This window comes from Bartonella sp. AU15XJBT (assembly GCF_028618615.1).
Taxonomy (GTDB): Bacteria; Pseudomonadota; Alphaproteobacteria; order Rhizobiales; family Rhizobiaceae; genus Bartonella.
This window is the reverse complement of sequence record NZ_JAQITG010000013.1, coordinates 14,199-38,754: the sequence shown is the minus strand read 5'-3', so window position 1 is coordinate 38,754 and position 24,556 is coordinate 14,199. Positions and strand designations below refer to the sequence as shown.

Below are 24,556 nucleotides of genomic sequence, written 5' to 3'. Positions count from 1 at the left end.
AAGATATGAATTTTAGGATACTTCTGTGATTTAAAGAACTGGAGTGTGAAGTGGAGACGTTTTATGGCATCAGCAGCAGAGCAATTTGCTTCCAATATAAACTTCGGTACCTTTTCGCGTGCAACTGAATTAAAAAAACGGATCTGGTTTACTCTGGCGGCACTTCTTGTCTATCGTTTCGGCACTTATATTTCTCTTCCGGGTATTAATATTGATGCTTTACGGCAAACATTTGAGCATCATGCATCGGGTGTCCTAGGACTGTTTAATATGTTTGCTGGAGGTGCTGTTGGGCGTATGGCAATTTTTGCTTTGGGTATTATGCCTTATATATCGGCATCTATTATTGTACAATTGCTCACCTCCATTATTCCTTCTTTGGAGACCCTAAAAAAAGAGGGTGAGGTAGGTCGTAAGGTTATTAATCAATATACGCGTTATGTAACAGTTATATTGGCTATTCTGCAAGCTTTTGGTATTGCGGTTGCGCTTGAAAGCGGTATAGGGACAGGGCTTCAAATTGTTGTAGAACCAGGTCTCATGTTTCGTATCTCTTCTGTTATTACACTTGTTGGCGGGACAATGTTTCTCATGTGGCTTGGCGAGCAAATTACATCACGCGGTGTTGGTAATGGGGTTTCTCTTATCATTTTTACAGGGATCGTAGCCAACTTTCCTTCTACTTTTGCTCAGCTTTTGACCGCGCATAGTCAGGCTGATTTATCAACTTTTCTTTTAATAGCAATCGTTCTTATTGCTGTTTTGGTTATCGCACTTATTGTTTTTATAGAACGTGCTCAACGGCGAATTCTTATTCAGTACCCGAAACGTCAGGTTGGTAATCAAATGTTTCAAGGTGATATGTCGCATCTTCCTTTAAAATTGAATACTGCTGGTGTTATTCCGCCTATTTTTGCTTCATCTTTATTGTTATTACCCGCCACTATTAATAATTTTTCTGATAAAATGCCCCAATGGATGCAAGCCATTTCTTATTCTCTTGGCCATGGGCAACCACTTTATATGATTATTTATGCATTTTTAATGGCGTTTTTTTGCTTTTTTTATACGGCTATTGTGTTTAATCCAAGTGATACTGCTGATCAGTTGAAAAAACATTCTGGTTTTATTCCAGGAATTCGTCCAGGTGAGCGTACAGCGGAATATATTGATTATGTTTTAACGCGTATTACTGTTGTGGGTGCACTTTATATTATCTTGGTTTGTTTACTCCCTGAATTTATGATATCTGCATTCCAGGTTCCTTTTTATCTTGGGGGGACGTCTTTGTTGATTGTTGTGACTGTTACTCTTGATACGGTTGCTCAAATCCAAGGGCATCTTGTTGCGCACCAATATGAAGGGTTGATAAAAAAATCAAAACTTCGTGGAGGTCGAAGAAATCGATGAGAGTTGTTCTTTTAGGCCCTCCTGGAGCGGGGAAAGGGACGCAAGCTAAAATGTTAACTGAGGAATATAATATTCCTCATTTGTCAACAGGGGATATGCTGCGTGAGGTTATTGCTAAAGAAACGGAAGTTGGTAAAAAAGCTAAAGCTATTATAAGTTCTGGTGCTTTGGTTCCTGATAGTATTGTTAATCAAATCGTATCAGATCGGATTGATGAAGCTGATTGTATAAACGGTTTTATTTTGGATGGATATCCAAGAACTGTAGGACAGGCAGAAGCGTTACAACAGATGCTTGAGTCAAAAAATATGCCGCTTGATGCTGTTATTGAGTTGTGTGTTGATGAAGACGCATTGATTGAACGTATGAAAAAGCGTGTTCAGGAGACGGTCGCGGCTGGTGGACAAGTCCGTTTAGATGATAATCCTGTTGCTTTTGCAAAAAGATTAGTAGAATATCGTGAAAAAACATCTCCTTTATCAAAATTTTATTCAGAGAGAGGAATGTTGAAGGTTATTGATGGAATGATTGGTATTGCTGAAGTGACACGTATAATTAAAGGTTTTCTTGCATAAGATTTTTTTGAGAAGTAAATGAAAAGAGTTGACTTTTGAGATAAAATCTATCACAAACAACTTTAATTTATTTCAGTTGAATAGGCGGATTCGGAAGAGTTTTGTTCTGAGTCTATTTTTTTCTGTAAGGTACATCAGTTATTTTATAACAATTTGTCAACATAATTAAGGAGAGTAGGCGTGGCTCGTATTGCTGGCGTCAATATCCCGACAAATAAGCGTGTAATTATTGCGCTTCAATATATCCACGGGATTGGACCAAAATTTGCTCAAGAAATTACTGAAAAGGTTTGTATTCCCACGGGGCGTCGTGTGCATGAGCTTTCAGATGCCGAGGTGTTGCAGATTCGTGAGGCGATAGATCAGGGCTATCAAGTTGAAGGTGATCTTCGTCGTGAAGTTGCCATGAATGTTAAGCGTTTGATGGACCTTGGTTGTTATCGTGGATTGCGTCATCGTCGGTCTTTGCCAGTTCGGGGACAGCGTACACATACGAATGCTCGTACGCGTAAGGGACCTGCTAAGGCAATTGCTGGTAAGAAGAAATAAGAATCTGTGTGAGAGGTTTTTTATATATTCTGTTTCTTGTTGAAGTTGGTTTGACAAGGGAAAGAAGGTGGAGCTGCTGATATTACGGCAGTGATGAGATCGTTGAAAGGAAAAATATGGCCAAGGAAGCCACACGTGTTCGTCGTCGCGAACGTAAGAATATTTCATCAGGTGTTGTGCATATCAATTCAACATTTAATAATACAATGATTACGATTACTGATGCGCAGGGAAATGCAATTGCGTGGTCATCTGCGGGGGCTCAAGGGTTTAAAGGGGCGCGTAAATCTACACCTTTTGCCGCTCAAGTTGCTGCGGAAGATTGTGCGAGAAAAGCACAAGAACATGGTATGCGTTCTTTGGAAGTTGAAGTTTGTGGTCCTGGGGCAGGGCGCGAATCTGCTCTACGTGCGTTGCAATCTGTTGGGTTTGTCATTACTTCTATTCGTGATGTAACACCAATTCCTCATAACGGATGTCGTCCGCGGAAAAGACGGCGTGTTTAATTGGGTGTTGTTTTTTGTTGTCGGAGATTTCTCTGATGTTCACATTGGTCGTTACGATTGAATGGTAACGGAACTAAAGAACGGGAATAAAAATATGATCCAGAAAAACTGGCAAGAACTTATTAAACCCAATAAGGTTGAATCATGTACCCATGATAATCCAAATATTATAAGCGTAATTGCTGAGCCTCTTGAGCGGGGCTTTGGTTTAACACTAGGAAATGCCCTTCGTCGTGTGTTGTTATCTTCGCTTCGTGGTGCTGCTATTACTGCTGTACAAATTGATGGCGTCTTACATGAATTTTCATCAATTCCGGGTGTTCGTGAGGATGTTACAGATATTATTCTGAATATAAAGGAAATTGCACTTCGTATGGAAGAAGAAGGGCCTAAGCGTCTCGTCGTTTATAAAGAGGGGCCTGGTGTTGTGAGAGCGGGGGATATCAATACCGTTGGGGATATGGAAATTCTTAATCCAGATCATGTTATCTGTACGCTTGATGAAGATGCTGAAATTCGTATGGAATTTATTGTCAACACAGGAAAGGGGTATGTTCCATCGGATCGTAATTGTGTTGATGATGGGCGCATAGGACTTATTCCAATTGATAGTCTTTATTCACCAATTCGTAAAGTGTCTTATAAAGTGGAAAATACGCGTGAAGGTCAAGTTCTCGATTATGATAAATTGACGTTAACGATTGAAACGAATGGTGCTGTTAATGGAGAAGATGCTGTTGCTTTTGCAGCACGCATTCTCCAGGATCAATTATCATTATTTATTAACTTTGAAGAGCCACAGAAGGAGCCTGTTGAGGAGGCTGATTCTGAGCTTTCCTTTAATCCTGCACTTCTCAAAAAAGTGGATGAATTAGAACTTTCCGTTCGTTCGGCAAATTGTCTTAAGAATGATAATATTGTCTATATTGGTGATCTTATTCAAAAAACAGAATCTGAAATGCTTCGGACACCAAATTTTGGTCGTAAGTCATTGAATGAGATTAAAGAAGTTTTGGCATGTATGGGATTGCATCTTGGAATGGAAATTCCTGCATGGCCGCCTGAAAACATTGATGATCTTGCTAAACGTTATGAAGATCAGTATTGAAATTAGAATTTAAGGAGAGGGCTTATGCGCCATAGTAAGTCAGGCCGCAAGTTGAATCGGACTGCCAGTCACCGTAAAGCGATGTTTGCAAATATGGCAACGTCGTTGATCGAGCATGAGCAGATTGTGACAACACTTCCAAAGGCTAAAGAAATTCGTCCTATTGTTGAAAAACTTGTTACTCTTGGTAAGCGTGGTGGTTTGCATGCACGTCGACAAGCAATTGCAGCACTTCGTGATACAGGGAAAGTTGCAAAGTTATTTGATACACTTGCGCCGCGTTATGCATCACGCAACGGTGGGTATTTGCGTATTATGAAAGCGGGGTTTCGTACCGGTGATAATGCGCCCATGGCTGTTATAGAATTTGTTGATCGTGATGTCGAAGCGAAGGGGGCTGGGGATCGTGCTCGTATCGAAGCTTCTGAGAATGAGAAGGGAACGTCCTCATAAGTTTTTTATTTTGTTGGATTTTTAAAGGCCGCCTTATCTTAGGCGGTTTTTTTATACATATTTTTAAGTTTGTTTTACTTGAGAAATAGATGGTGAGAGAGAATTATAGGATATTGAATTATTTGATTTTTATAATATTTATTGTTTAAATGGGTTGTTTTTATTCTCTATTATGAAATATTAATGGAGATCCTTTATTTGCGGGGATGCTTTTTTAAAATTCTATGAATCTTCAACAGAATAGGCTGATTTTATAAGGAGTAGATTATGAGGTATTCTTTTTGGGTGCGGCTTTTTTTTGCGATTATGATGCTGATATCGTTTGATCATATCTATGCTCATGTTCCTCAGACAGAAAAAGAAATCACTCTTTCATTTGCTCCTTTAGTTAAAAAGACAGTTCCATCTGTTGTAAATATTTATGCAGCACGGCAAATTAGAGCGCGATCACCTTTTGCGGGTGATCCATTTTTTGAGCAATTTTTTGGTCGTTTACAAAATAATTTTCCTGTTCGTAAGCAATCATCATTAGGGTCAGGCGTGATTGTTGATGCACGTGGTTTGATTGTTACAAATTACCATGTCATTAAAGATGCAAGCGAAATTAAAGTGGCTTTTTCTGATGGGCGAGAGTTTGAGAGTAAGGTCGTGCTCAAAGATGAAGCAACGGATATTGCCATTCTTGAAGTTGATGCAAAAGATACTCAGTTTCCTGTTCTTCCTTTGGGGGATTCTGATACTGTTGAGGTTGGTGATCTTGTTCTGGCTATTGGTAATCCTTTTGGTGTTGGTCAAACGGTTACAAGTGGTATTGTTTCAGCGCAAGCGCGTACACGTGTTGGGATTTCCGACTTTGACTTTTTTATTCAAACAGATGCAGCCATTAATCCAGGAAACTCTGGTGGCGCTTTAATTGATATGAAGGGGCAATTAATCGGAATTAATACAGCTATTTATTCGCGTTCCGGTGGTTCTGTAGGGATTGGTTTTGCTATTCCAGTTAATCTTGTAAAAGTGATGCTTGATACTGTTAAACGCGGTGGAAAATATTTTGTGCCGCCTTATATCGGGGCATCCTTTCAAAATGTTACACCTGATATTGCTGGTGGTTTAGGTTTAGAACGTCCTTATGGGGCTCTTATTATTGAAGTTATTAAAGACAGTCCTGCTGAAAAAGCCGGCTTGAAAGTAGGTGATGTTATTTTGAGTGTGCAGGGGGTGCGCGTTGATAGTCCAGATAGTCTTGGGTATCGTTTGATGACGGCTGACGTTGGTCATAGTCTTGCTTTAGAATATTTACGAAGTGGCAAAACTTTAAAAACACAAATAAAGGTTGCATCAATATCGGAAACTACATCTGTAAAATCTGAAAAAATTACGGGTGATAGTCCTCTTGCTGGTGCCGAAGTGTTAGATTTAACACCGCAAAATAGTCGACGTTTTCATCTTCCCATATCGGCAAAAGGTGTTGTGATTACCAATCTTGATGAAATGAGCAATGCTTCTGGAATTTTTCGTCCCGGAGATATCTTACGTGTTGTAAATGGCCATAAGATTCAAACAGTTCATCAGTTGAAAAAAGTTCTTATGCAAACGCGTTCGCGTACTTGGCAATTGGAATATGAACGTGATGGTATGTATATTCGCCAATTTATTCGTTGAGGTTTTTTTTGGAGAAAGATTTTTTTACTTCGTCATTTGATCCTAAAGTTAATAAAAATCAGCCACTTGCAGAAAGAATGCGTCCTTGTTCTCTCAATGAAGTTGTGGGACAAAAGCATTTAATTGGAGAAGATGGCTTGCTTTCACGGATGGTGGCAGCGGGCTCAATTGGATCGATGATTTTTTGGGGGCCTCCAGGGACGGGAAAAACAACAGTTGCACGTTTGTTAGCACTTGAAACAAATTTCGCCTTTGAACAAGTTTCTGCTATTTTTACAGGCGTTGCTGAACTTAAAAAGATTTTTGAAGTTGCGCAGAGGCGTTTTATGTCTGGGGATAAAACGCTTCTCTTTGTTGATGAAATTCATCGCTTTAATCGTGCACAGCAGGATAGTTTTCTTCCTGTGATGGAAGATGGTACGGTGGTACTTATTGGTGCAACGACCGAAAATCCTTCTTTTGAACTTAATGCTGCTCTTCTTTCGCGTGCACGGGTTTTAACATTTCTTTCTCATGATCATGAAAGTTTGGACATGCTTTTGAAGCGTGCTGAAGAGGTAGAAGGAAAGTTTCTTCCCTTGGATGATGGTGCTAGAGACGTTTTGATAGGGATGTCTGATGGTGATGCACGGGTAGCATTGACATTAGCAGAGGAAGTGTGGTCTGTTGCGCGCTCGGGAGAGATTCTTGATGCTGGTGCTTTGCAAAAAGTTATTCAGCGTCGTGCACCCATTTATGATAAAGGACGAGATGGGCACTATAATCTCATTTCAGCGTTGCATAAATCCGTTCGTGGCTCTGATCCTGATGCGGCGCTTTATTATTTAGCACGTATGTTGGATGCTGGTGAAGATCCTCTCTATATTGGGCGAAGATTGGTTCGTATGGCTGTTGAAGATGTTGGTTTGGCAGATCCTCAAGCTCTTGTCATTTGTAATGCGGCAAAGGATGCCTATGATTATTTGGGGTCACCAGAAGGAGAGTTGGCTTTGGCACAGGCATGTCTTTATGTTGCAACTGCACCAAAGTCAAACGCGACATATCTTGCGTATAAAGCAGCACTGCGTTGTGCGCGCAAAAATGGTTCTTTACCGCCTCCTAAGCGTATCCTTAATGCACCGACGAAATTGATGAAGGAAGAGGGGTATGGAGATGGTTATTGTTATGACCATGATGAACCAGATGCTTTTTCAGGACAAGAATATTTTCCTGAAAAACTTGGGCGACAGAGTTATTATAAACCAGTTGAGCGTGGATTTGAGCGTGAAATTGTGAAACGTCTTGAATGGTGGAAACAATTGCGCCAAAAGCGTAAAAATCAACAATAAAATTTGAGTTAAAACACATTTTTATTGATTTTGGATTTAATTTTTTATCCCTCATGTCACCGTATGAACAAGTTAGTTTATATTTTAAACACTTGTTGCATTGCTCGTAGAGCAATCTTTTTTTGAAACGCATATCTTTTTATGGATTCATAATTTAAGAAATCTGTCATTCAACTCTTAAAGCTGCTTTGTTTTTGCGGTTTTAAGCGATTAAGATATTTATTTATATTGATATTTCATTGTTTTGTATGTTGAATGAGAACCCCAAATACCGTATGTTTCTCTTATTCCAAACCTAATCAATCAAAACCATTCGCTTGTACGTTACAAACGGAATTAACGTGTGATAAAAACTGTACAAGAAAAAACTAAAAATGACACTATGAATCTTTTCAAATGTCGAGGGGCTTTGTAACATTGGGAGCTGGAAAGTGTGTCGTGGTGTCATGATGGTGGTGCTGGGTTGTTTCAAGCGTAAAGATGTCGGTGCTCAATGGATTTTACAGTATATCATTTACGGGCACTGTCGCGAAATGGGTGTGGCGAGCGTTGAAAGATGTCTTTTTCAAACAAGCGCGTGGAGATGCAACACAAAGGCGTTCTGTTTTTTGATGTAATAGGGTGTCGTTTTTATTGATGATGTATTTTGTGTGATTAAGGGGAGCGTTTTTCTCTTAGGGATTTAACCAAAGGGGTAAGGAGAAAGGTTGAACATTGTGTTGAAATTTAAATTGTTGCTTTTCTAGAGAGAGATAAATGTGCTAACTTGCCCTCCTATAGGAGTATTATTTTATTTAGAATTTCTTTTGTGTCATAAGGTAAGGAGTTTCAATTCTTTATTTTGATGCTCATGATATGTTATAGACATAACGTGGGGGTAGAGATGGAAATAGTCTGTGAACATCTAAACTCAAGACTTTAGTTAAATTAAAAGTACAGTGTACACTTTAGAAGTGTTAGATTATTATGAATCGGTCAAGGATATAATCGTGGATAAAACAAAAGCTCTCGATGCTGCTCTCTCTCAAATTGAACGTTCTTTTGGTAAAGGCTCGATTATGCGTCTTGGGCAAAAAGAGCAGGTTGTTGAAATTGAAACAATCCCAACAGGGTCATTATCCTTGGATATTGCTTTGGGGATTGGTGGGTTACCGAAGGGGCGTATTGTGGAGATCTATGGACCAGAAAGTTCTGGGAAGACAACATTGGCTCTACATGCTATTGCTGAAGCCCAGAAAGGGGGAGGAATTTGTGCTTTTATTGATGCTGAACATGCGCTTGATCCTATTTATGCGCGCAAGCTTGGGGTTGATTTAGAGAATTTGTTCATTTCTCAACCGGATACCGGTGAACAAGCATTGGAAATTACAGAGACGTTAGTTCGTTCTGGTGCAGTTGATGTGCTTGTTGTGGATTCTGTTGCTGCTTTAACACCGAGAGCAGAAATTGACGGTGAAATGGGTGATGCTTTGCCCGGATTGCAAGCTCGGTTAATGAGTAAAGCGTTGCGAAAATTAACAGCAGCAATTTTTCGCTCTAACTGTATGGTTGTCTTTATTAATCAAATTCGCATGAAAATTGGTGTGATGTTTGGTTCTCCCGAAACGACAACGGGCGGAAACGCTTTAAAGTTTTATGCTTCTGTTCGTTTAGACATTCGTCGTATTGGCTCTATTAAAGATCGGGATGCAATCGTTGGTAATCAGACGCGTGTTAAAGTAGTGAAGAATAAACTGGCACCTCCATTCAAACAGGTCGAGTTTGATATTATTTATGGAGAAGGTATTTCTAAAGTAGGTGAATTGATTGATTTGGGTGTCAAGGTTGGTATTGTGGAAAAATCTGGTGCATGGTTTTCTTATAATTCTCAGCGTTTAGGACAGGGGCGTGAGAATGCAAAGCAGTTTTTGCGTGAACATGCGGAAATAGCTACAGAGATTGAAGCCGCTTTGCGCCAAAATGCTGGTTTGATTGCGATTGAATTGTTAGAAAATGCAGGGTCAGAAAATATAGAAAGTGATGAAGTCATTTGATAGAGCGTTTTTTCGTCTATAATTTTTTCATTTAAGTTTTTTTCTGTTTTTATTTGTTTGAGTTTTTTAATATACAGCCATTTTTTCTCAATTTTTTTGAACAAATAGTCCATTCTTTGATTAAATTGACTCCATGCGTGGCAAAGAGAATATTTAATGAAGGGGATTTTTCTTTTATGGTTTTATGCGGTATTCTGCAGGTGTATATATGAATAGTGTTAATAATATTCGGTCAACATTTTTGGATTATTTTCATCGTAATGGGCATCAAGTTCTTTCTTCTAGTCCACTTGTTCCACGCAATGATCCTACACTTATGTTTACAAATGCAGGGATGGTGCAGTTTAAAAATGTTTTTACCGGACTTGAACAGCTTCCTTATAAAAAGGCTACAACGGCACAAAAATGTGTTCGTGCGGGTGGAAAACATAATGATCTTGATAATGTTGGTTATACGGCGCGCCATCATACATTTTTTGAAATGCTAGGTAATTTTTCTTTCGGCGATTATTTCAAAGAAGAAGCCATCTTTTTATCATGGGATCTTTTAACAAAGGAATTTTGCCTCCCAAAAGATAAATTGTTGGTAACCGTTTATCAGAGTGATGATGTTGCTGCTGAATTATGGCGTAAAATCTCAGGTCTTCCAGATGAGAAAATCGTTCGTATTGCGACAGCTGATAATTTTTGGGCGATGGGTGATACAGGTCCTTGTGGTCCTTGTTCGGAGATTTTTTATGATCACGGTGATGAAATTTGGGGTGGTCCTCCTGGAAGTATGGAAGAAGATGGTGATCGCTTTATTGAGATTTGGAACCTTGTTTTTATGCAGTATGAGCAGCTTTCTAAGGAAGAACGTGTTGATTTGCCTCATCCTTCTATTGATACCGGTATGGGATTAGAGCGTATCGCGGCTGTTTTACAGGGTGTTCATGATAATTATGACATTGATCTTTTTCGTGCATTAATTGGAGCGTCAGAAGAACTTACAGGGATTAAGGCAAAGGGTGATTTTATTGCCAGCCATCGTGTTATTGCTGATCATCTTCGCTCATCGGCATTTTTAATTGCGGATGGTGTTCTTCCTTCCAATGAAGGAAGAGGATATGTTTTACGTCGCGTTATGCGTCGTGCTATGCGTCATGCACATCTTCTTGGTGTTAAAGAACCTTTAATGTGGCAGCTTTTGCCTGCTCTCATTCGCGAAATGGGACAAGCTTATCCTGAATTGGTGCGGGCTGAATCTTTAATTACAGAAACTTTAAAATTAGAAGAAATACGTTTTCGTAAAACGCTTGAACGAGGACTGGGTTTGTTAAATGAAGAAAGTGCCCAGCTTAAGGAAGGGGATCATTTAAATGGTGAAATTGCTTTCAAGCTTTATGATACCTATGGTTTTCCACTTGATTTAACGCAGGATGTGCTTCGGCGTCGCGGAATATCTGTTGATGTTGATGCCTTTGATAAAGCGATGGAACGCCAGAAAGAGGAAGCCCGTGCTCATTGGTTGGGTTCTGGAGAAGCTGTCACGGAGACAATTTGGTTTTCTGTTCGTGATCAGGTAGGGGGTACAGAATTTTTAGGGTATGAAACAGAAAAAGCTAAAGGTATTCTTACAGCTCTTGTGTTTGATGGTAAAATTGTTGATGAGGTTTCTTCAGGGCAGAAAGCCATTCTTGTGTTAAATCAGACTCCTTTTTATGGTGAATCTGGTGGACAAATTGGTGATAGCGGTATTATTTCGGGTAAAAATTTTATTTTTGAGGTGCATGATACTCAGAAAAAGGCTGATGGTGTTTTTATTCATCTTGGAAAAGTTAAATCTGGTCATGCTAAGATCTCTGATTGTGTAGAATTAACCGTTGACGTTGTTCGTCGTAAAAAAATCCGCGCCAATCATTCTGCTACCCATTTATTACACGAGGCTTTACGTCAAGTATTGGGATCTCATGTGACTCAAAAGGGCTCTCTTGTATCGCCAGAACGGTTGCGTTTTGATTTTTCGCATCCAAAATCTGTTTCTTTGGAAGAATTAAAAAAAATAGAAGATTTAGCCAATGAGATTGTTTTGCAAAATAATAAAGTGATAACGCGCCTCATGGCTGTCGATGAGGCAATTTCTGAAGGAGCAATGGCACTCTTTGGCGAAAAATATGGGGATGAAGTTCGTGTTGTTTCTATGGGGGCGCCACTTGAGCAGGGAGGATTAAAAAAGCATTGGTCAATTGAGCTTTGTGGAGGGACACATGTGGAAAGAACAGGCGATATTGGCTTGATTCATATTGTTTCTGAAAGTTCTGTTTCAGCTGGAGTGCGGCGTATTGAAGCTTTAACAGGTGCCGCAGCGCGTCTTTATCTTTGTCGCCAAGATGTACGTATCCGTGAAATTGCTGATCTTTTAAAAACTTCTTCTTCTGATTTAGAAGAACGAGTGAGGAGTTTGCTTGATGAACGTCGTAAACTTGAAAAAGAGTTGAATGATGTACGCAAGAAAATGGTGTTGAATGGGAAAATAACAGAAAGTGGTCAAGGTGATATTACCATCATCAATGGACTTTCTTTTATGGGGCGTATTGTCAAAAATATTTTACCACGGGATCTTAAGGCACTCGTTGATTCTGGAAAAAGGAAAATTGGGTCTGGAGTGGTTGCTTTTATCAGTGTTTCGGAGGATGGAAAAGGGAGTGCTGTTGTTGGTGTTACGGATGATTTAACGGATAAACTCAATGCTGTTGATCTTGTTCGTATTCTTTCAGCTGTTCTTGGTGGTCAAGGTGGAGGTGGGCGTCCTGATATGGCGCAGGCTGGTGGTCCTGAGGGAAACAAAGCTGATGAGGCCTTTGCAGCACTAAAAGATTTTCTGGAAAAAATTTAAAAAGTAAAAACCTTTCTTATCGGTGTTTTTTACGTTTTTATGTTAGATTGGCGTCTAAAAATCACCAATATCTGTCTGGTGTATTGCTGAAATGCAGAGATAGCATCATTGAGAGAGATAAAATCGTAAAGATAAAAAAGTAGTGTTCGTTCGCGAGATTGTGCGATGCTTCATGCTTTTGTTTATGAGGTAAACGAGGCATATCTTTCATGAAGAATAGTATCTATTATATTGATTTTAAAAGAAACATCTCTATTCTTTTTCAAAAGAGGAATTGTGAAGAGGATAACGCAAGGTTTATTGGTATAACAGTTTTTTAAGCTTGTGAAGTTATAAGCTATCGTTTTTTGTTTTCTTCCATGTGCACTCGCCACATTAAAAATAGATTATGCTATTCTTAGAAATTTTTTCATTTACATGAACAAAGCATTTTGGCAACATTTTGCATTGAGATGTTTTTGGGCATGAGATTTGTGAAGAGTATCATTTTTATGATGCTATGGCTTCATGTAAGGGGATGATGTTTTCATTTTCTCCTTCTCTTTCTGGTGGTGTGAGTGTTAAACCGCTTGCTTTTAAAAATTCAGAAAAACGGCCTCCTTTATCGATCAATTCTTGAAAGTGTCCTTTTTCAATTAAGTACCCCTGTTCCAGAAAGAGTATCATATCAGCATTGCGTACTGTTGAGAGGCGATGTGCTATAATGAAAGTGGTGCGGTTATGGCTTATGCAATCAAGAGCCTCTTTGACACGTGCTTCTGTTTCAACATCAAGAGCACTTGTTGCTTCATCTAGAATGAGAATAGGGGCATTTTTTAAAACAGCGCGTGCAATTGCTAAGCGTTGTTTTTCTCCGCCTGATAGTTGAGATCCTCGTTCGCCCACCATTGTGTTATAACAATCGGCTTTTTTTAGAATAAAATCATGCGCTTCTGCTATTTTTGCTGCTTCACAAAGTTCTTCGTTTGTTGCATTTTCTTTTCCTATTGAGATATTATCACGAATACTACGGTTGAAAAGACCGGCATCTTGAAAAACTGTTGCTAGAGATTGGCGTAAAGATTCGCGATTGATCGAGCGTATATTTATTCCATCAATGGAGATATGCCCAAAGGTAGGGTCATATACGCGCTGCAACAGATTGATTAATGTTGTCTTTCCAGCCCCTGTTGGTCCTACAATCGCAATCGTTTGTCCTGCTTTCACTTCAAAGGAAATGTCAAAAACACCTTGAGAAGAATTTGGGAATTTATAGGTAACGTGATGAAATTGTATGCTACCCTTAACATTTGGGAGGGAAGGGAGATTTTGTGGTTCGTTGATAGGGAAGGTTGAGTCTTCCATTTCAAAAAATTCTTGCAGTTTTGCTTGTGAGGATATTGCACAATGAATAAAATTGCTCATTTGATCGAGACGGCTAATCATAAGTTGTGCAAATCCAACAAAAGCAACGACTTCACCTACTCTTAATTGATCTTTTGCAACAAAAAAAGCTCCAAGGAGAAGAACACAAACGATTGAAACTGTTGAAGCCATTCGATTTAAGCCACTGGCGAGTGCCCACCAATTGAGAACAGGATTTTGTGCTTTAAGTAGAGCATTTGTATGTTGATGCAGTATGGATGTTTCTTCTTTTATTCGGCTATAACTTTGTACAATAGAAACATTAGAGATTGAATCACTGACATGTTTAAAAAGGTTATGATGATAGCATTCTACAGCGGCTTGTCCGTCTTTTGTTTTTCGCATCACTAAACGTGCAATTAAGACATAGATAACGGCAAGTACAACCAAGACTATTGAAAGACGCCAATTCATATGAAAGGCTGTGGGTATGAGAACCAATAAGGCGACAAGCGTTGAGAGATGTTGGCGCATAAAATCAAGCCATATGGTTGACATGGAGTCTATTGCACGTAAAAGTGTGTGGAGTGCGTTAGACGTTCCGCGTTGTTGATGCCAAATTAAAGGCATGGCAATGATGCGTTCAAAAGATTCTGTTAAAACCGTTAAACGGCGTCTATGAGCTAAGCGGTCTGCACCACGAGCTACAAGGACATAAGCGATAATATGGAAAAGACCAAAACAAACCCAAATGGCAAGGGTATGGATGATCCCTGATTTCTCTGCAATGGAGTCAATAACGTGTCCAAATAAAATAGGTTCTGCAATAGTTATAATCGCCAACATAACATTAGCGGTACAGATTAAAAGGGATGCATTTTTCTCTCTGTTTAGGTAAGTGAGAACACGTGCATAGGTTTTGAATAAGGACACTTTTAATTACCTCCATTCGCTGTTAAGCGTAAAGGCTGTTGATTTTTATAATCTTGAATTTCTAGCTAATAAAATCTGAACGTTAAGAAAAGGCAATTTTGGATACTCATTGTAATATGGTGTGATAAAGCCAACGAAAATATGAATTTTTGTGTTTATAAAGGCGCAAAAATAGATCAATAAAATTATCAGGCAAAAATATCGGGTAGGGAAAATTATCAGGTAAGGGAACTTTCATGGCAGGCGTAGAAATAAAAAAGGTTGAGACAGATGAAAATGGAATGCGCTTAGACCGTTGGTTTAAAGTGCATTATCCAGGACTTGGGTTTGGAGCTTTGCAAAAATTGTTGCGTTCTGGTCAGATACGGGTTGATGGTGGGCGTGTTAAAGCCGATATGCGTCTTTGTATGGGGCAGTCTGTTCGTGTTCCACCTCTCCCTCTTGATGACACGATACGTCTTCCAATAACGGATAAAACACTTCGTGGGCAGGATGATGGGAGCATTTTGAAAAAAATGCTGCTTTATGAAGATCCAAAGGTCTTTGTTTTTAACAAACCAGCAGGTCTCGCTGTACAAGGTGGATCTGGTTTAACACGTCATATAGACAGTATGCTTGAGGTATGGCGCAATAAAAAAGGTGAAAAGCCGCGTTTGGTTCATCGTCTTGATCGTGAAACATCAGGTGTGCTTATTGTTGCGCGCTCAAGGGGAGCTGCTCAGGCCTTAACAGCTGCTTTTAGAGAGCGAGAAACAAAAAAGACTTATTGGGCGTTGGTTCGGGGCGTTCCTAAAAAAAAGCAGGACAAAATTTCAACGTGGATGGTTAAGGAGGTGACAGCACAAGGTGACAAAATGCGTGTTTGTGATCATGGTGAGACAGATTCCCATCATGCGGTTTCTTACTATCGCGTTTTGGATACGCGTGGGCGAGCTCTTTCGTGGCTTGAAATGGAACCTTATACGGGGAGAACACATCAGCTCCGTGTGCATGCTGCCCATATGGATCATCCTATCATCGGCGATTCAAAGTATTTTTTTTCTGATAGTAATTGGACATTACCAGGAGGAATTCAAAACCGCCTTCACCTTCATGCACGTCGTATTCGTATTCCTCATCCTTCAGGAGGCATATTGGATATTGTTGCACCTTTACCACCCCATATGGCCCAAAGTTTTAACCTTTTGTCTTTTAATGAGCATGATGCTGAAACAGAATAAAAAACTTCATTTGTGTTTTTTTGATTGATAAAAATTTTGTCTATAAATTTGATAAGATGGATAGGGCATCATTAGAAGAGAGCTTTAGTAATCGCTATGAGAAAATGGTGTTTTTGCATGATGCATTTTTTTCTACAGTTCTTTATCCATATTGATTGTATTGTTATTTCTAGATAGGGTGTATCTTTAATAATTTAAGCTTATGAAGGTATTCCTTTGAATTATCTGTAGGGGTTGTATATTGGGGAGAGGTGTCTGTTGAGGAAGATGAATGAGATAAAATGTGAAGACGTTTATTGAAATGTGTAAAGGCGATTTTTAATTTTTTTATAGAGAATAATTGAATCCTTTTACAGGAATTCTTAAGGGAGCAGCATCTCAAAAAAATTCTTGTTTTCAAGCAGGTTTGTTCTGTTATCTGTGTGGTGTGAATACTTATTATAGATTTATGGTTTATATCTTTGTCTACACAATGAGAATTTATGAGTAAAGTGCTCCTTCAATGACCAATTATTCTTTTACTTATTTCATTTATCTGAATTTATTCGAAAGATTATCTTTCACAAAAGAAGAAACAAGTTTTTAGTAGCTTAATGCTTCATTGAAGATGCCATACTAAAAATTGGTGATTAAAGTGTCAGGTGCGCTTTATTGCTCTAAGGAAAGGGGGATTTTAACAGTGAACAAAAACAAATATTCAGAGATTATAGGAATGTTCCAAGAGGGGCTAAGTTGAAATGAGGAAGACTGATGGGATCATTATTGATTGATGTTAATAACGTCTCAAAAATATACTGCAGCATAGACAGAGGAACTGGTGTTACAAACAAAATTCTTTCTCTCTTTAAGCCAGTATATACAAATTATCATGTGCTGAAAGATATCAGTTTTACTCTATTTTCAGGACAATCTCTTGCTATCCTTGGAGCGAATGGGGCAGGTAAATCGACACTGATTAAAATACTTTCTGGTATACAAGCCGTTGATAAGGGGAGTGTTAAAGTCCTAGGATCTAATCCCTATAAAACTAAGAAAGATCTGTTTAAGCAGTTGGGTGTGGTCTTTGGTCATAAGAGTTGTTTATGGTGGGATTTACCACTACGTTACAGTCTGGATATGATTCAACCATTATATGGTCTTGAACGGGCCTCTTTTATCCGCGATCTTAAAGAGATTACAGAATTGCTAGGACTTGAGCCGATCATGGATAAGCCAGTACGGATGTTGAGTTTGGGTGAGAGGGTCAAAAGTGAATTGGCTTTTAATTTATCGTTTAGACCTAAATTGTTGTTCCTAGATGAGCCAAGTATTGGTCTTGATATTACTTCTAAGCACGAAATCAGGGAACTGCTTACAAAACTCAAAAAAGAGCGAGGTATGGGATACATCATCACAAGTCATGATATGGGGGATATTGATGGCTACGTTGATGATATTCTTCTATTGCATAAAGGAAAAAAACAATTTTACGGTGATCTTAATACCTTTAAAAATATGCTTCCTTCTTTGGTGCGCGTGACATTTTTTTGTAAACATTTGCAAGCGCTTTCTGCTGCTGTAAAGAGAATGGATGAACTTTCGTTAAAATTGTCTGCGCCTTTAAAAGATAAAAAACTGAACAATGAAGAATGCTCACTGGAGATTTCGTTGTCCCGTGGAGATTATTCATATTTCATACGGGAAATGACAACTCAATTCAATGGTACATTCTCTGTGTCTACTCCCTCACTTGAAGAGATGCTCCGTGTTAAATTTAAAGAATTTACTTAATCATTGCTTTGGCATATTTTTCTATGCAAGGAATGGATTACTCACTGTTCTAAGTGATAGAGCCATGTTTTTTACGGATATTGTTATTGGGACACTTTCGCCATTTATTATTCAACTTCTATTATGGAATGCACTTTTTTCTGATACGGTCAACACCATAAATGGCTTTAGCTTTTATGATATGATGTATTATTACGCATTTGCTTTAGTCTTAGGACGCTTAAATAACGGTTATAATGTGATTAAGTTTTTTTCTCATCACGTTAAAGAAGGTCAATTAGAAGTATATCTTACAAAGCCATTCCAATATATGACACAAATGCTTTTTACCTTTTTGGGTGAGAGCGTATTATATAGCATCCCGTTGTTGGCTCTTTTTGTTGTAAAGCTTGTTTTATCTTATGAAAATATTTTTGGATTGATTATCGCTTTTCTGTTCTTTTTTCTGGTTGTTATTCTATCACAATTGCTTTGTTTTTTACTTTCTTTTGGAATTGCCTTATTAAGTTTTTGGGTGATTGAGTACAATATATTACTTTCATTGAGTATTCTCAGTTCGGCGCTTCTTGGGGGTGTTCTTTTACCACCATCTTTTTGGCCGGTGTGGCTTATTCCGCTCATGCAATTTAATCCTTATCGTTTTATGATATCAGCGCCTGCCGAATTTTTCTCGACACAAAATTTAGCGGTGTTTCAGCAGTTTATTTTCGGAAGTTTTGCTTATATTTTGTGTCTTTTATTCTTAATTCATATTGTTTGGAATAAAGGAATGAAAGCTTATAATGGAGCAGGTGGCTGAGATGAAAATAATCTTTCATTTTATCAACTTGAATATCTGCCGACAAATTGTTTACGGTAAGAATTTGGCTGGGGAGTTTATTCTTTCTTTGTGCTATTATTTTATTCAATTCATATTTATTGATAGAATATCTTCTTTTTCAGGAAGAATTGGTAACTATAGCAGAGATGAGATTCATCTTATCTTTGTGGTGTTTGTTTTACTTGGTGAATATTTTTACTCATTCTATTGAAACGTTTTTTGAAAAAGTAGCGGATGGTAAAATTGAGCCATACTTGATAAAGCCTGTTTCAATTTGGTTGTTGATGTTGTTTGGTTGGTGTAAACCACTTAATCTGATCAAGCTATTTGTTCTGTATGTGAGTGCCTATTTATTCGTATCATTACCGGATATGTCTGATCTTAAGCTTAGATGGATCTCTTTTATTGTTGCAATATTTTGTGTTTTTATCGTCAATATTTGTTTTTTCATGATGTTTAATTTTGTAACATTTGTTACCAGTCGTAAGATGCCAGTCGAATATTTTCATGAAATGATTTACGAGCTTTCATTTGTCCCAATAGGAATTTATCCTTTAAATCTTGTAAAATGGCTTTTGTTTATGCTTCCCATGGCTTTTTCTGCTTCTTTGCCTGTGTCCCTGTTGCTTGGTAAAGGCGAATGGAATATTGGATATCTTCTGTTGAGCGCTTTTCTTTCCATTGCTATGACTTTTATAAGTTATAAGAAAACAATTCGTCAATTTAATGGATTAGGGGGATGAGATGAACGTTAGCCTGATTATAAAAATAAAAAATTGAGTGAATAATTCTATTGTGCCATAAATTATCGTTATTTATGCCGGCGATATAAGGCATATGAAATTTGCACATGAGGCTTTTTGTTAGATATATTGACGCGTAAGATCGGCTGTGTTTCATAGCTGCGAGCAAAGAATTTATAAAAGAAATCAGAGAGTTGAATTGCTTGGTTTTAGATCAATTTTGGTTTGAGTTTAGATGGCAGCTTGATGACAAAAACCAATGATAAGATGATGTCAAGATTACTTCATAATACGGCTGGATTTGTTCTTGTTGCGGTTATGTTACTAAAAAATTGTCAAAGACGGGTGATTTTTACATGGGTAGAATGTGGTTATTCGTGCGGATTTTATTCGTGCAATATATTGTTATGTTGTGATTTTTTTCTTAAATAATAAGAAAATTGACTGAGTAAAGTTTCTAAGCCGCCCGATAGAAAGGGCAAGATGCGGTCGATAATCGCCTGAAAAATAACAGAGCTTACTAAGCCAGAAAGCACAAAACAATAGCAACTAGCTTGAGTTCAATAAGGTAATATATTTCTAGTGTTTTTTGTAAATCAAAAGAAAAGTTCTAATTTTTCGTATGCATGACTCATTTTATATTATGATTTTTGTAAGCGAAAGAGAGATTAATGTCTCAATATTAAAGTATTATATATGAATATATTTTATTATTAACTTTAAAATACTTGAAATGATAAATTTATACGTTAAAAATAAATTGTATTTATTTATATTATTTGAGCATTTTAGTTTCTAATTGTTATGGTGGATATTATTGATGTGGATGTATTTTGTTAAATTTATTATAAAAGCACTGCATTCAATACTTATTGTTATTACTATCATATATTCATTTATATTGTACTATGAATCTAAAGGTTTCAGTAAAATAGAAACTAAGAAAAAGTTATTATCATTCGTAAAATTATATTTTATATTTATAGTGATATTATCTGTTATATGATTAGTTATTATTATATTAAATTTATAATTATATATTTAGTTAATGCTCTTTCTATAGAGCTTATGAGATATGCTATTAATAAAATTATGTTTTTAATTTTGTCTAAAGAAATAAAGAGAAAAATAAATCTAGACAGCTTCTTTTTCAATAAACAAAAATAATGCGTTCATTTGATGTTGTAAAATAACAGATAACGATCATATGTTTGTGATTAACAGTGATAAAAACAATGTGATTTGTGATATGGAGATTGAAAACTTTTTTGTGTATCATTCACATTTTCTTACCAAATTTTTTAAAAATTATATAAAGCAGAAAAAATCAATGCTGTAGCGATATTAACATTTATAATGAATCTTTTATTGTCTAGTGTTGTGAATGCTTTTGCATTTAACAATGCATTAATAGCATGTATGGTCTATTCTAAAGTTTTGTTTAAATTCATAGGTAAGTTCTATTTTGATTTGTTATTGCATAGCTCGTATTGATGTATAACAAAAAACGATTGAGAAAATATAAGATCACAAAAATAAATTTTTGATTGGGCATATAAACTACCGATTGTTTATAGATCAAAAAAATCTATGCGTATCAAAGTTACGTAGTTTTTTTCTCTTCAAAATGCGCATTTGAGTTAAATTTTGTGATTGATAGCGATGAAAATATGGATATCATTCGATATCCACGAATTTTATATATTCATCTAAAAAATATACGATAAAAATTTTACGGCTATGGTGGATTTCATTTTTATAAACTGAAGAAATATAATACAGGGCATTACAAATATTTGCGACAAAATAATTTTATTCGGTGTTGTTGAGACTTTTATGGTTTACATTTTTATCATTTTATTTTGGGTAGAGAGAGTGCGTATTCATTATTATTTTTCTATTTTATCTTAAAAGCTTAAAGTTATATTAATGTCAAAAAGCTATAATTGTGGAAGATAACGAATTTAAACGGAAGTTATTCCGCGATTCTGTAGAAACAAATGGCTGTAAGATCATTGAAATGTGTAATGGCTTCTTTATGGATTAAAGTTGGCACATCCATCAATGTCATATCTTATCTCTAGCTTTTTCAATCAAAGATCTAAGCTTGTGCTTACGCTCATTTTTACTCGCTTAGCTATTTCTCCTCAATCTATAATAAGAAAAAAATATTTTGTTATAATATTTAAATAAATATGTTTATCTTACTACATTATATAAAAATAAAAAACATTATGTGTAACTAAAAAACAACACTGTAATATTTTTATATTATAATATTTATGAATTAAAGAAAAAATATAATAAAAACAATAAAATAATTATTTAGTTTTAGCTAAATTATACAATTTAAAAATACATATCAAGTAATTGACAATTTAAATTTAATATGTATTGTATTAATTTTAAATATTGTATAACATAAAATGATAATTAAAATAAAATTATTAATTAAAATTTTGTGTTATATTCTTCTTTTCAGAAGATAGATAGACGTTATTGATAGATGATGCGATGTTTTTTGTTTAGAGGGACAATAAATAAAATTTATTTTATTAAATATTATATAGGTGGTTATGATGAAAATATTTAATCATTGTATAGTGTATGTCGTTGCAATGGCTATTTTCTTTTCGCAGGTTTTTTGTGCTAATGCTGATTCTTTAAATGGTAGGTTTCAAAATACTGGTTTCATTTCTGTAATGACACAAGAAAATGGAGTTACTAAAGCTGTTAATATGATTATTAGCCAATTTGGAGGACAAGGTGCTGAAAAAAATGTCCACAAGGTTGCGGCTTTAATGGGGATGGAGGCAGCGATTTTTGGTTTAATTGCATATCTTGTATATTTCTTTACTAGAAAGCCGCCAAGTCCTAGAAGAGCGACAGGTGGAAGAACGTTCGATGCTGTTACTCATAGTGCATGGGCTCTTAATCCTTGATGAAGTTTAAATTATTCCTATTATTGAATGTTTTATATTAAATAAACCGTGATATTTAAGCACGGTTTATTTATTTTTTACTTTTAATAATATTGATAAATTTATTCTTTTATATCATTAAGATATTGTTGCGGGCGGAATGGCAGTGTAGGGGGATTAAATTTAAATAATTAGCTGCTTTTTAAAGTTAATTAAATTTTTTCTCTTCAAAATACGCAGTTGAACTAAGTTTGTACTTGATATTTTTTTTATGATGAAAATACATATGCTTTAATTGAAATACCCATGAACTGTGCGTATCCAGTCAAAAAATATAGGGTAATATAATCTTATGGGTATTGTGGATTTTATTCTGATGAACCGAAAAAGCACAGTGATGCGTCTTACAAAGATTTGCAAAAAATGCTTTTATTAGAGGCTGTTCATCTCTTTGTGGTTTACAATTTTTTTTATCATTTTATCTTAAGACAAAGAGAATGTGGATTCATTTCTATTTCTCTATTTTATCTGAGAAGGATGGAGTTATACGAATGTCAAAAAAAGTCATGATCGTGGAAGATAATGAGCTTAATATGAAGTTATTCCGTGATCTTGTAGAAGCAAGTGGCTATGAAACCGTTGAAACACGTAATGGTCTTATGGCATTAGATTTGGCGCGTTCATCGATGCCATCTCTTATCCTTGTGGATATCCAGTTGCCAGAAGTCTCTGGAATAGATGTTATTAAACAATTAAAAGAGGATGAAGAACTTCGATCAATCCCCGTTGTTGCTGTAACAGCTTTTGCTATGAAGGGGGACGAGGAACGAATTCGTGCCAGTGGATGTGAAGAATATATGTCAAAGCCTATTTCTGTCCCTCATTTTATTACAATGGTAAAACATTTTGTGGACTGAAGCTTTGTTAAATGATGATAGAAAAAGACATTGAAAAGCTATAAGATTGCTAAAGTTATCACACAAATATTTTTGTGCTTTAGCATGTGGATATATTCAAGTTAGTAAAACAGACTTTTAAAATTGACACGAAAGTTTTGAATTTTTTTTGGTCTATTTTTCTTAGTTTTTCTCTTAAGAGAAACAGCTGTTTTGCATTTTTGTTTTTTCTAATCGGTATAAATTTGTTCCTACATTCATCTAAAAGTCTGTTTTAGCAGGGTAAAAATTTAGCAAGATGAAAAAAGCCCCGATGAAAACGGGGCCCTATATATTGCATAAAAATTGAAATTAACGTTTTGAAAATTGGAAAGAACGACGCGCTTTTGCTTTACCGTATTTTTTACGTTCAACAACACGGCTATCGCGGGTAAGAAATCCCCCTTTTTTCAAAATTGGTCGGAGTTCTGGTTCGTAATAGGTTAAAGCTTTGGAAATACCATGGCGTACCGCACCAGCTTGTCCAGAAAGACCACCACCTGCAACGGTTGCAATAATATCAAATTGGCTATCCCTATTTGTTGCAACAATTGGTTGACGAAGAATCATTCTTAGAACGGGACGCGCGAAATATTTGTCAAATTCCTTGTTATTAATGATAATTTTTCCAGAGCCCGGTTTAATCCACACGCGAGCAACAGCATCTTTTCGTTTTCCTGTTGCATAGGCACGTCCTTGAGAATCAAGCTTCTGCACGTGGACAGGAACAACATTTTCATGGAGCTCTGTAATATTTGTTACCATGCTAAGTTCAGAAAGAGAATTAATTTCAGCCATAATCAAGCAATCCTTTTGTTTTTGCGGTTTAAAGCGCCAACGTCAAGAGACTCGGGCTGTTGTGCTTCATGCGGATGTTGGCTTCCAGCATAAACACGGAGATTCTTCAATTGACGGCGACCAAGGGGGCCACGCGGAATCATGCGTTCTACAGCTTTTTCAACAACGCGTTCGGGAAAACGCCCTTCAAGAAGCTGACGTGCTGTACGTTGTTTGATTCCACCAATATAGCCGGTATGCCAATAATATGTTTTATCTGTATATTTTTTACCGGTCAGAGCTATTTTATCGGCATTGATGACAATAACGTTGTCACCATCATCAACATGTGGTGTAAATGTAGCTTTATGTTTGCCACGTAAGCGGTTTGCAACAAATGTGGCAAGACGACCTAAAACAAGGTTTTCTGCGTCAATAATAACCCATTTTTTCACCACTTCAGTTGGCTTTTGTGAAAAAGTTGCCATAGAAGTATCCTTTAATTAAAGCCCCTGTAGCATGAGGGCATTTTCATTGTTTGCGTTGAAGATTGTTAGCACAGCGAAATATTTAACACATACTTGTTGCTCTGAT

Annotated in this window: 19 protein-coding genes and 1 pseudogene; 17 read left to right on the top strand and 3 right to left on the bottom strand. The window is 36.7% G+C overall.

Going from position 1 to position 24,556, the window contains the following annotated elements:
• Positions 1 to 63: 63 nt before the first annotated feature.
• From secY to alaS, 11 genes are all read left to right on the top strand, one after another.
• Positions 64 to 1,410, top strand: coding sequence for a preprotein translocase subunit SecY (gene secY / locus PVV57_RS06710; protein ID WP_273717725.1), 1,347 nt, complete (start codon positions 64 to 66; stop codon positions 1,408 to 1,410).
• Positions 1,407 to 1,985: an adenylate kinase gene (locus PVV57_RS06705; protein ID WP_273717724.1), complete on the top strand. Its 579-nt coding sequence runs from the start codon at positions 1,407 to 1,409 to the stop codon at positions 1,983 to 1,985. Before secY ends, PVV57_RS06705 begins: the two co-directional genes overlap by 4 nt.
• A 180-nt stretch (positions 1,986 to 2,165) precedes the next feature.
• Positions 2,166 to 2,534: a 30S ribosomal protein S13 gene (gene rpsM / locus PVV57_RS06700; RefSeq protein ID WP_273717723.1), complete on the top strand. Its 369-nt coding sequence runs from the start codon at positions 2,166 to 2,168 to the stop codon at positions 2,532 to 2,534.
• A 116-nt stretch (positions 2,535 to 2,650) separates the two neighbouring features.
• On the top strand, positions 2,651 to 3,040 hold the full coding sequence (gene rpsK / locus PVV57_RS06695; RefSeq protein WP_005773294.1) for a 30S ribosomal protein S11: 390 nt from the start codon (positions 2,651 to 2,653) through the stop codon (positions 3,038 to 3,040).
• A 94-nt stretch (positions 3,041 to 3,134) separates the two neighbouring features.
• Positions 3,135 to 4,148 carry a DNA-directed RNA polymerase subunit alpha gene (locus tag PVV57_RS06690; protein WP_273783706.1) on the top strand — a complete coding sequence of 338 codons (1,014 nt, stop codon included), beginning with the start codon at positions 3,135 to 3,137 and terminating at the stop codon, positions 4,146 to 4,148.
• A gap of 24 nt (positions 4,149 to 4,172) precedes the next feature.
• Positions 4,173 to 4,601 carry a 50S ribosomal protein L17 gene (gene rplQ, locus PVV57_RS06685; RefSeq protein WP_273717721.1) on the top strand — a complete coding sequence of 143 codons (429 nt, stop codon included), beginning with the start codon at positions 4,173 to 4,175 and terminating at the stop codon, positions 4,599 to 4,601.
• A gap of 267 nt (positions 4,602 to 4,868) precedes the next feature.
• Positions 4,869 to 6,263 carry a DegQ family serine endoprotease gene (locus PVV57_RS06680; RefSeq protein WP_273717720.1) on the top strand — a complete coding sequence of 465 codons (1,395 nt, stop codon included), beginning with the start codon at positions 4,869 to 4,871 and terminating at the stop codon, positions 6,261 to 6,263.
• 8 nt (positions 6,264 to 6,271) lie between these two features.
• Positions 6,272 to 7,591, top strand: coding sequence for a replication-associated recombination protein A (locus PVV57_RS06675; RefSeq protein ID WP_273717719.1), 1,320 nt, complete (start codon positions 6,272 to 6,274; stop codon positions 7,589 to 7,591).
• 431 nt (positions 7,592 to 8,022) lie between these two features.
• Complete coding sequence (locus PVV57_RS06670) at positions 8,023 to 8,208, top strand: hypothetical protein (protein ID WP_273717718.1); 186 nt, start codon at positions 8,023 to 8,025, stop codon at positions 8,206 to 8,208.
• A 372-nt stretch (positions 8,209 to 8,580) separates the two neighbouring features.
• Positions 8,581 to 9,624, top strand: coding sequence for a recombinase RecA (recA, locus tag PVV57_RS06665; RefSeq protein ID WP_273717717.1), 1,044 nt, complete (start codon positions 8,581 to 8,583; stop codon positions 9,622 to 9,624).
• Positions 9,625 to 9,832: 208 nt separating this feature from the next.
• Positions 9,833 to 12,499, top strand: a complete 2,667-nt coding sequence (gene alaS, locus PVV57_RS06660) for an alanine--tRNA ligase (RefSeq protein ID WP_273717716.1) — start codon at positions 9,833 to 9,835, stop codon at positions 12,497 to 12,499.
• A 489-nt stretch (positions 12,500 to 12,988) separates the two neighbouring features.
• Here alaS and PVV57_RS06655 read toward each other — a convergent pair whose 3' ends face one another.
• Complete coding sequence (locus PVV57_RS06655) at positions 12,989 to 14,776, bottom strand: glucan ABC transporter ATP-binding protein/ permease (protein WP_273717715.1); 1,788 nt, start codon at positions 14,774 to 14,776, stop codon at positions 12,989 to 12,991.
• A gap of 236 nt (positions 14,777 to 15,012) precedes the next feature.
• Here PVV57_RS06655 and PVV57_RS06650 point away from each other — a divergent pair, with 236 nt between their 5' ends.
• From PVV57_RS06650 to PVV57_RS06625, 6 genes and pseudogenes are all read left to right on the top strand, one after another.
• On the top strand, positions 15,013 to 15,996 hold the full coding sequence (locus PVV57_RS06650; protein WP_273717714.1) for an RluA family pseudouridine synthase: 984 nt from the start codon (positions 15,013 to 15,015) through the stop codon (positions 15,994 to 15,996).
• A gap of 750 nt (positions 15,997 to 16,746) precedes the next feature.
• Positions 16,747 to 17,766 (top strand): ATP-binding cassette domain-containing protein, encoded by a 1,020-nt coding sequence (locus PVV57_RS06645; RefSeq protein ID WP_273717713.1) that lies wholly within the window; start codon positions 16,747 to 16,749, stop codon positions 17,764 to 17,766.
• A gap of 64 nt (positions 17,767 to 17,830) precedes the next feature.
• On the top strand, positions 17,831 to 18,565 hold the full coding sequence (locus PVV57_RS06640; protein ID WP_273717712.1) for an ABC-2 family transporter protein: 735 nt from the start codon (positions 17,831 to 17,833) through the stop codon (positions 18,563 to 18,565).
• Positions 18,549 to 19,329: pseudogene (locus PVV57_RS06635) on the top strand (ABC-2 family transporter protein). The gene PVV57_RS06640 and the pseudogene PVV57_RS06635 overlap by 17 nt, the downstream one beginning before the upstream one ends.
• Before the next feature lie 2,579 nt (positions 19,330 to 21,908).
• Positions 21,909 to 22,271 (top strand): hypothetical protein, encoded by a 363-nt coding sequence (locus PVV57_RS06630; protein ID WP_273717710.1) that lies wholly within the window; start codon positions 21,909 to 21,911, stop codon positions 22,269 to 22,271.
• A 530-nt stretch (positions 22,272 to 22,801) separates the two neighbouring features.
• Entirely contained in the window at positions 22,802 to 23,167 is a 366-nt protein-coding gene (locus PVV57_RS06625; protein WP_005773308.1) for a response regulator, read from the top strand.
• Positions 23,168 to 23,497: 330 nt separating this feature from the next.
• Here PVV57_RS06625 and rpsI read toward each other — a convergent pair whose 3' ends face one another.
• A complete protein-coding gene (gene rpsI / locus PVV57_RS06620) occupies positions 23,498 to 23,983 on the bottom strand; it encodes a 30S ribosomal protein S9 (protein ID WP_273717709.1) in 486 nt (161 codons plus the stop codon).
• 2 nt (positions 23,984 to 23,985) lie between these two features.
• The gene (gene rplM / locus PVV57_RS06615) at positions 23,986 to 24,450 is read right to left on the bottom strand and encodes a 50S ribosomal protein L13 (RefSeq protein ID WP_273717708.1); all 465 of its coding nucleotides are present in this window, start codon (positions 24,448 to 24,450) and stop codon (positions 23,986 to 23,988) included.
• Positions 24,451 to 24,556: the final 106 nt, after the last annotated feature.

Bases quoted from the DNA above. Each gene is read 5' to 3' on its own strand.
- PVV57_RS06640 (WP_273717712.1), top strand. From the start codon at position 17,831: ATGTTTTTTACGGATATTGTTATTGGGACACTTTCGCCATTTATTATT.
- PVV57_RS06630 (WP_273717710.1), top strand. From the start codon at position 21,909: ATGAAAATATTTAATCATTGTATAGTGTATGTCGTTGCAATGGCTATT.
- PVV57_RS06645 (WP_273717713.1), top strand. From the start codon at position 16,747: ATGGGATCATTATTGATTGATGTTAATAACGTCTCAAAAATATACTGC.
- PVV57_RS06650 (WP_273717714.1), top strand. From the start codon at position 15,013: ATGGCAGGCGTAGAAATAAAAAAGGTTGAGACAGATGAAAATGGAATG.
- rpsI (WP_273717709.1), bottom strand. From the start codon at position 23,983: ATGGCTGAAATTAATTCTCTTTCTGAACTTAGCATGGTAACAAATATT.
- PVV57_RS06705 (WP_273717724.1), top strand. From the start codon at position 1,407: ATGAGAGTTGTTCTTTTAGGCCCTCCTGGAGCGGGGAAAGGGACGCAA.
- rplQ (WP_273717721.1), top strand. From the start codon at position 4,173: ATGCGCCATAGTAAGTCAGGCCGCAAGTTGAATCGGACTGCCAGTCAC.
- PVV57_RS06690 (WP_273783706.1), top strand. From the start codon at position 3,135: ATGATCCAGAAAAACTGGCAAGAACTTATTAAACCCAATAAGGTTGAA.
- PVV57_RS06680 (WP_273717720.1), top strand. From the start codon at position 4,869: ATGAGGTATTCTTTTTGGGTGCGGCTTTTTTTTGCGATTATGATGCTG.
- rplM (WP_273717708.1), bottom strand. From the start codon at position 24,450: ATGGCAACTTTTTCACAAAAGCCAACTGAAGTGGTGAAAAAATGGGTT.
- secY (WP_273717725.1), top strand. From the start codon at position 64: ATGGCATCAGCAGCAGAGCAATTTGCTTCCAATATAAACTTCGGTACC.
- rpsK (WP_005773294.1), top strand. From the start codon at position 2,651: ATGGCCAAGGAAGCCACACGTGTTCGTCGTCGCGAACGTAAGAATATT.
- alaS (WP_273717716.1), top strand. From the start codon at position 9,833: ATGAATAGTGTTAATAATATTCGGTCAACATTTTTGGATTATTTTCAT.
- PVV57_RS06625 (WP_005773308.1), top strand. From the start codon at position 22,802: ATGTCAAAAAAAGTCATGATCGTGGAAGATAATGAGCTTAATATGAAG.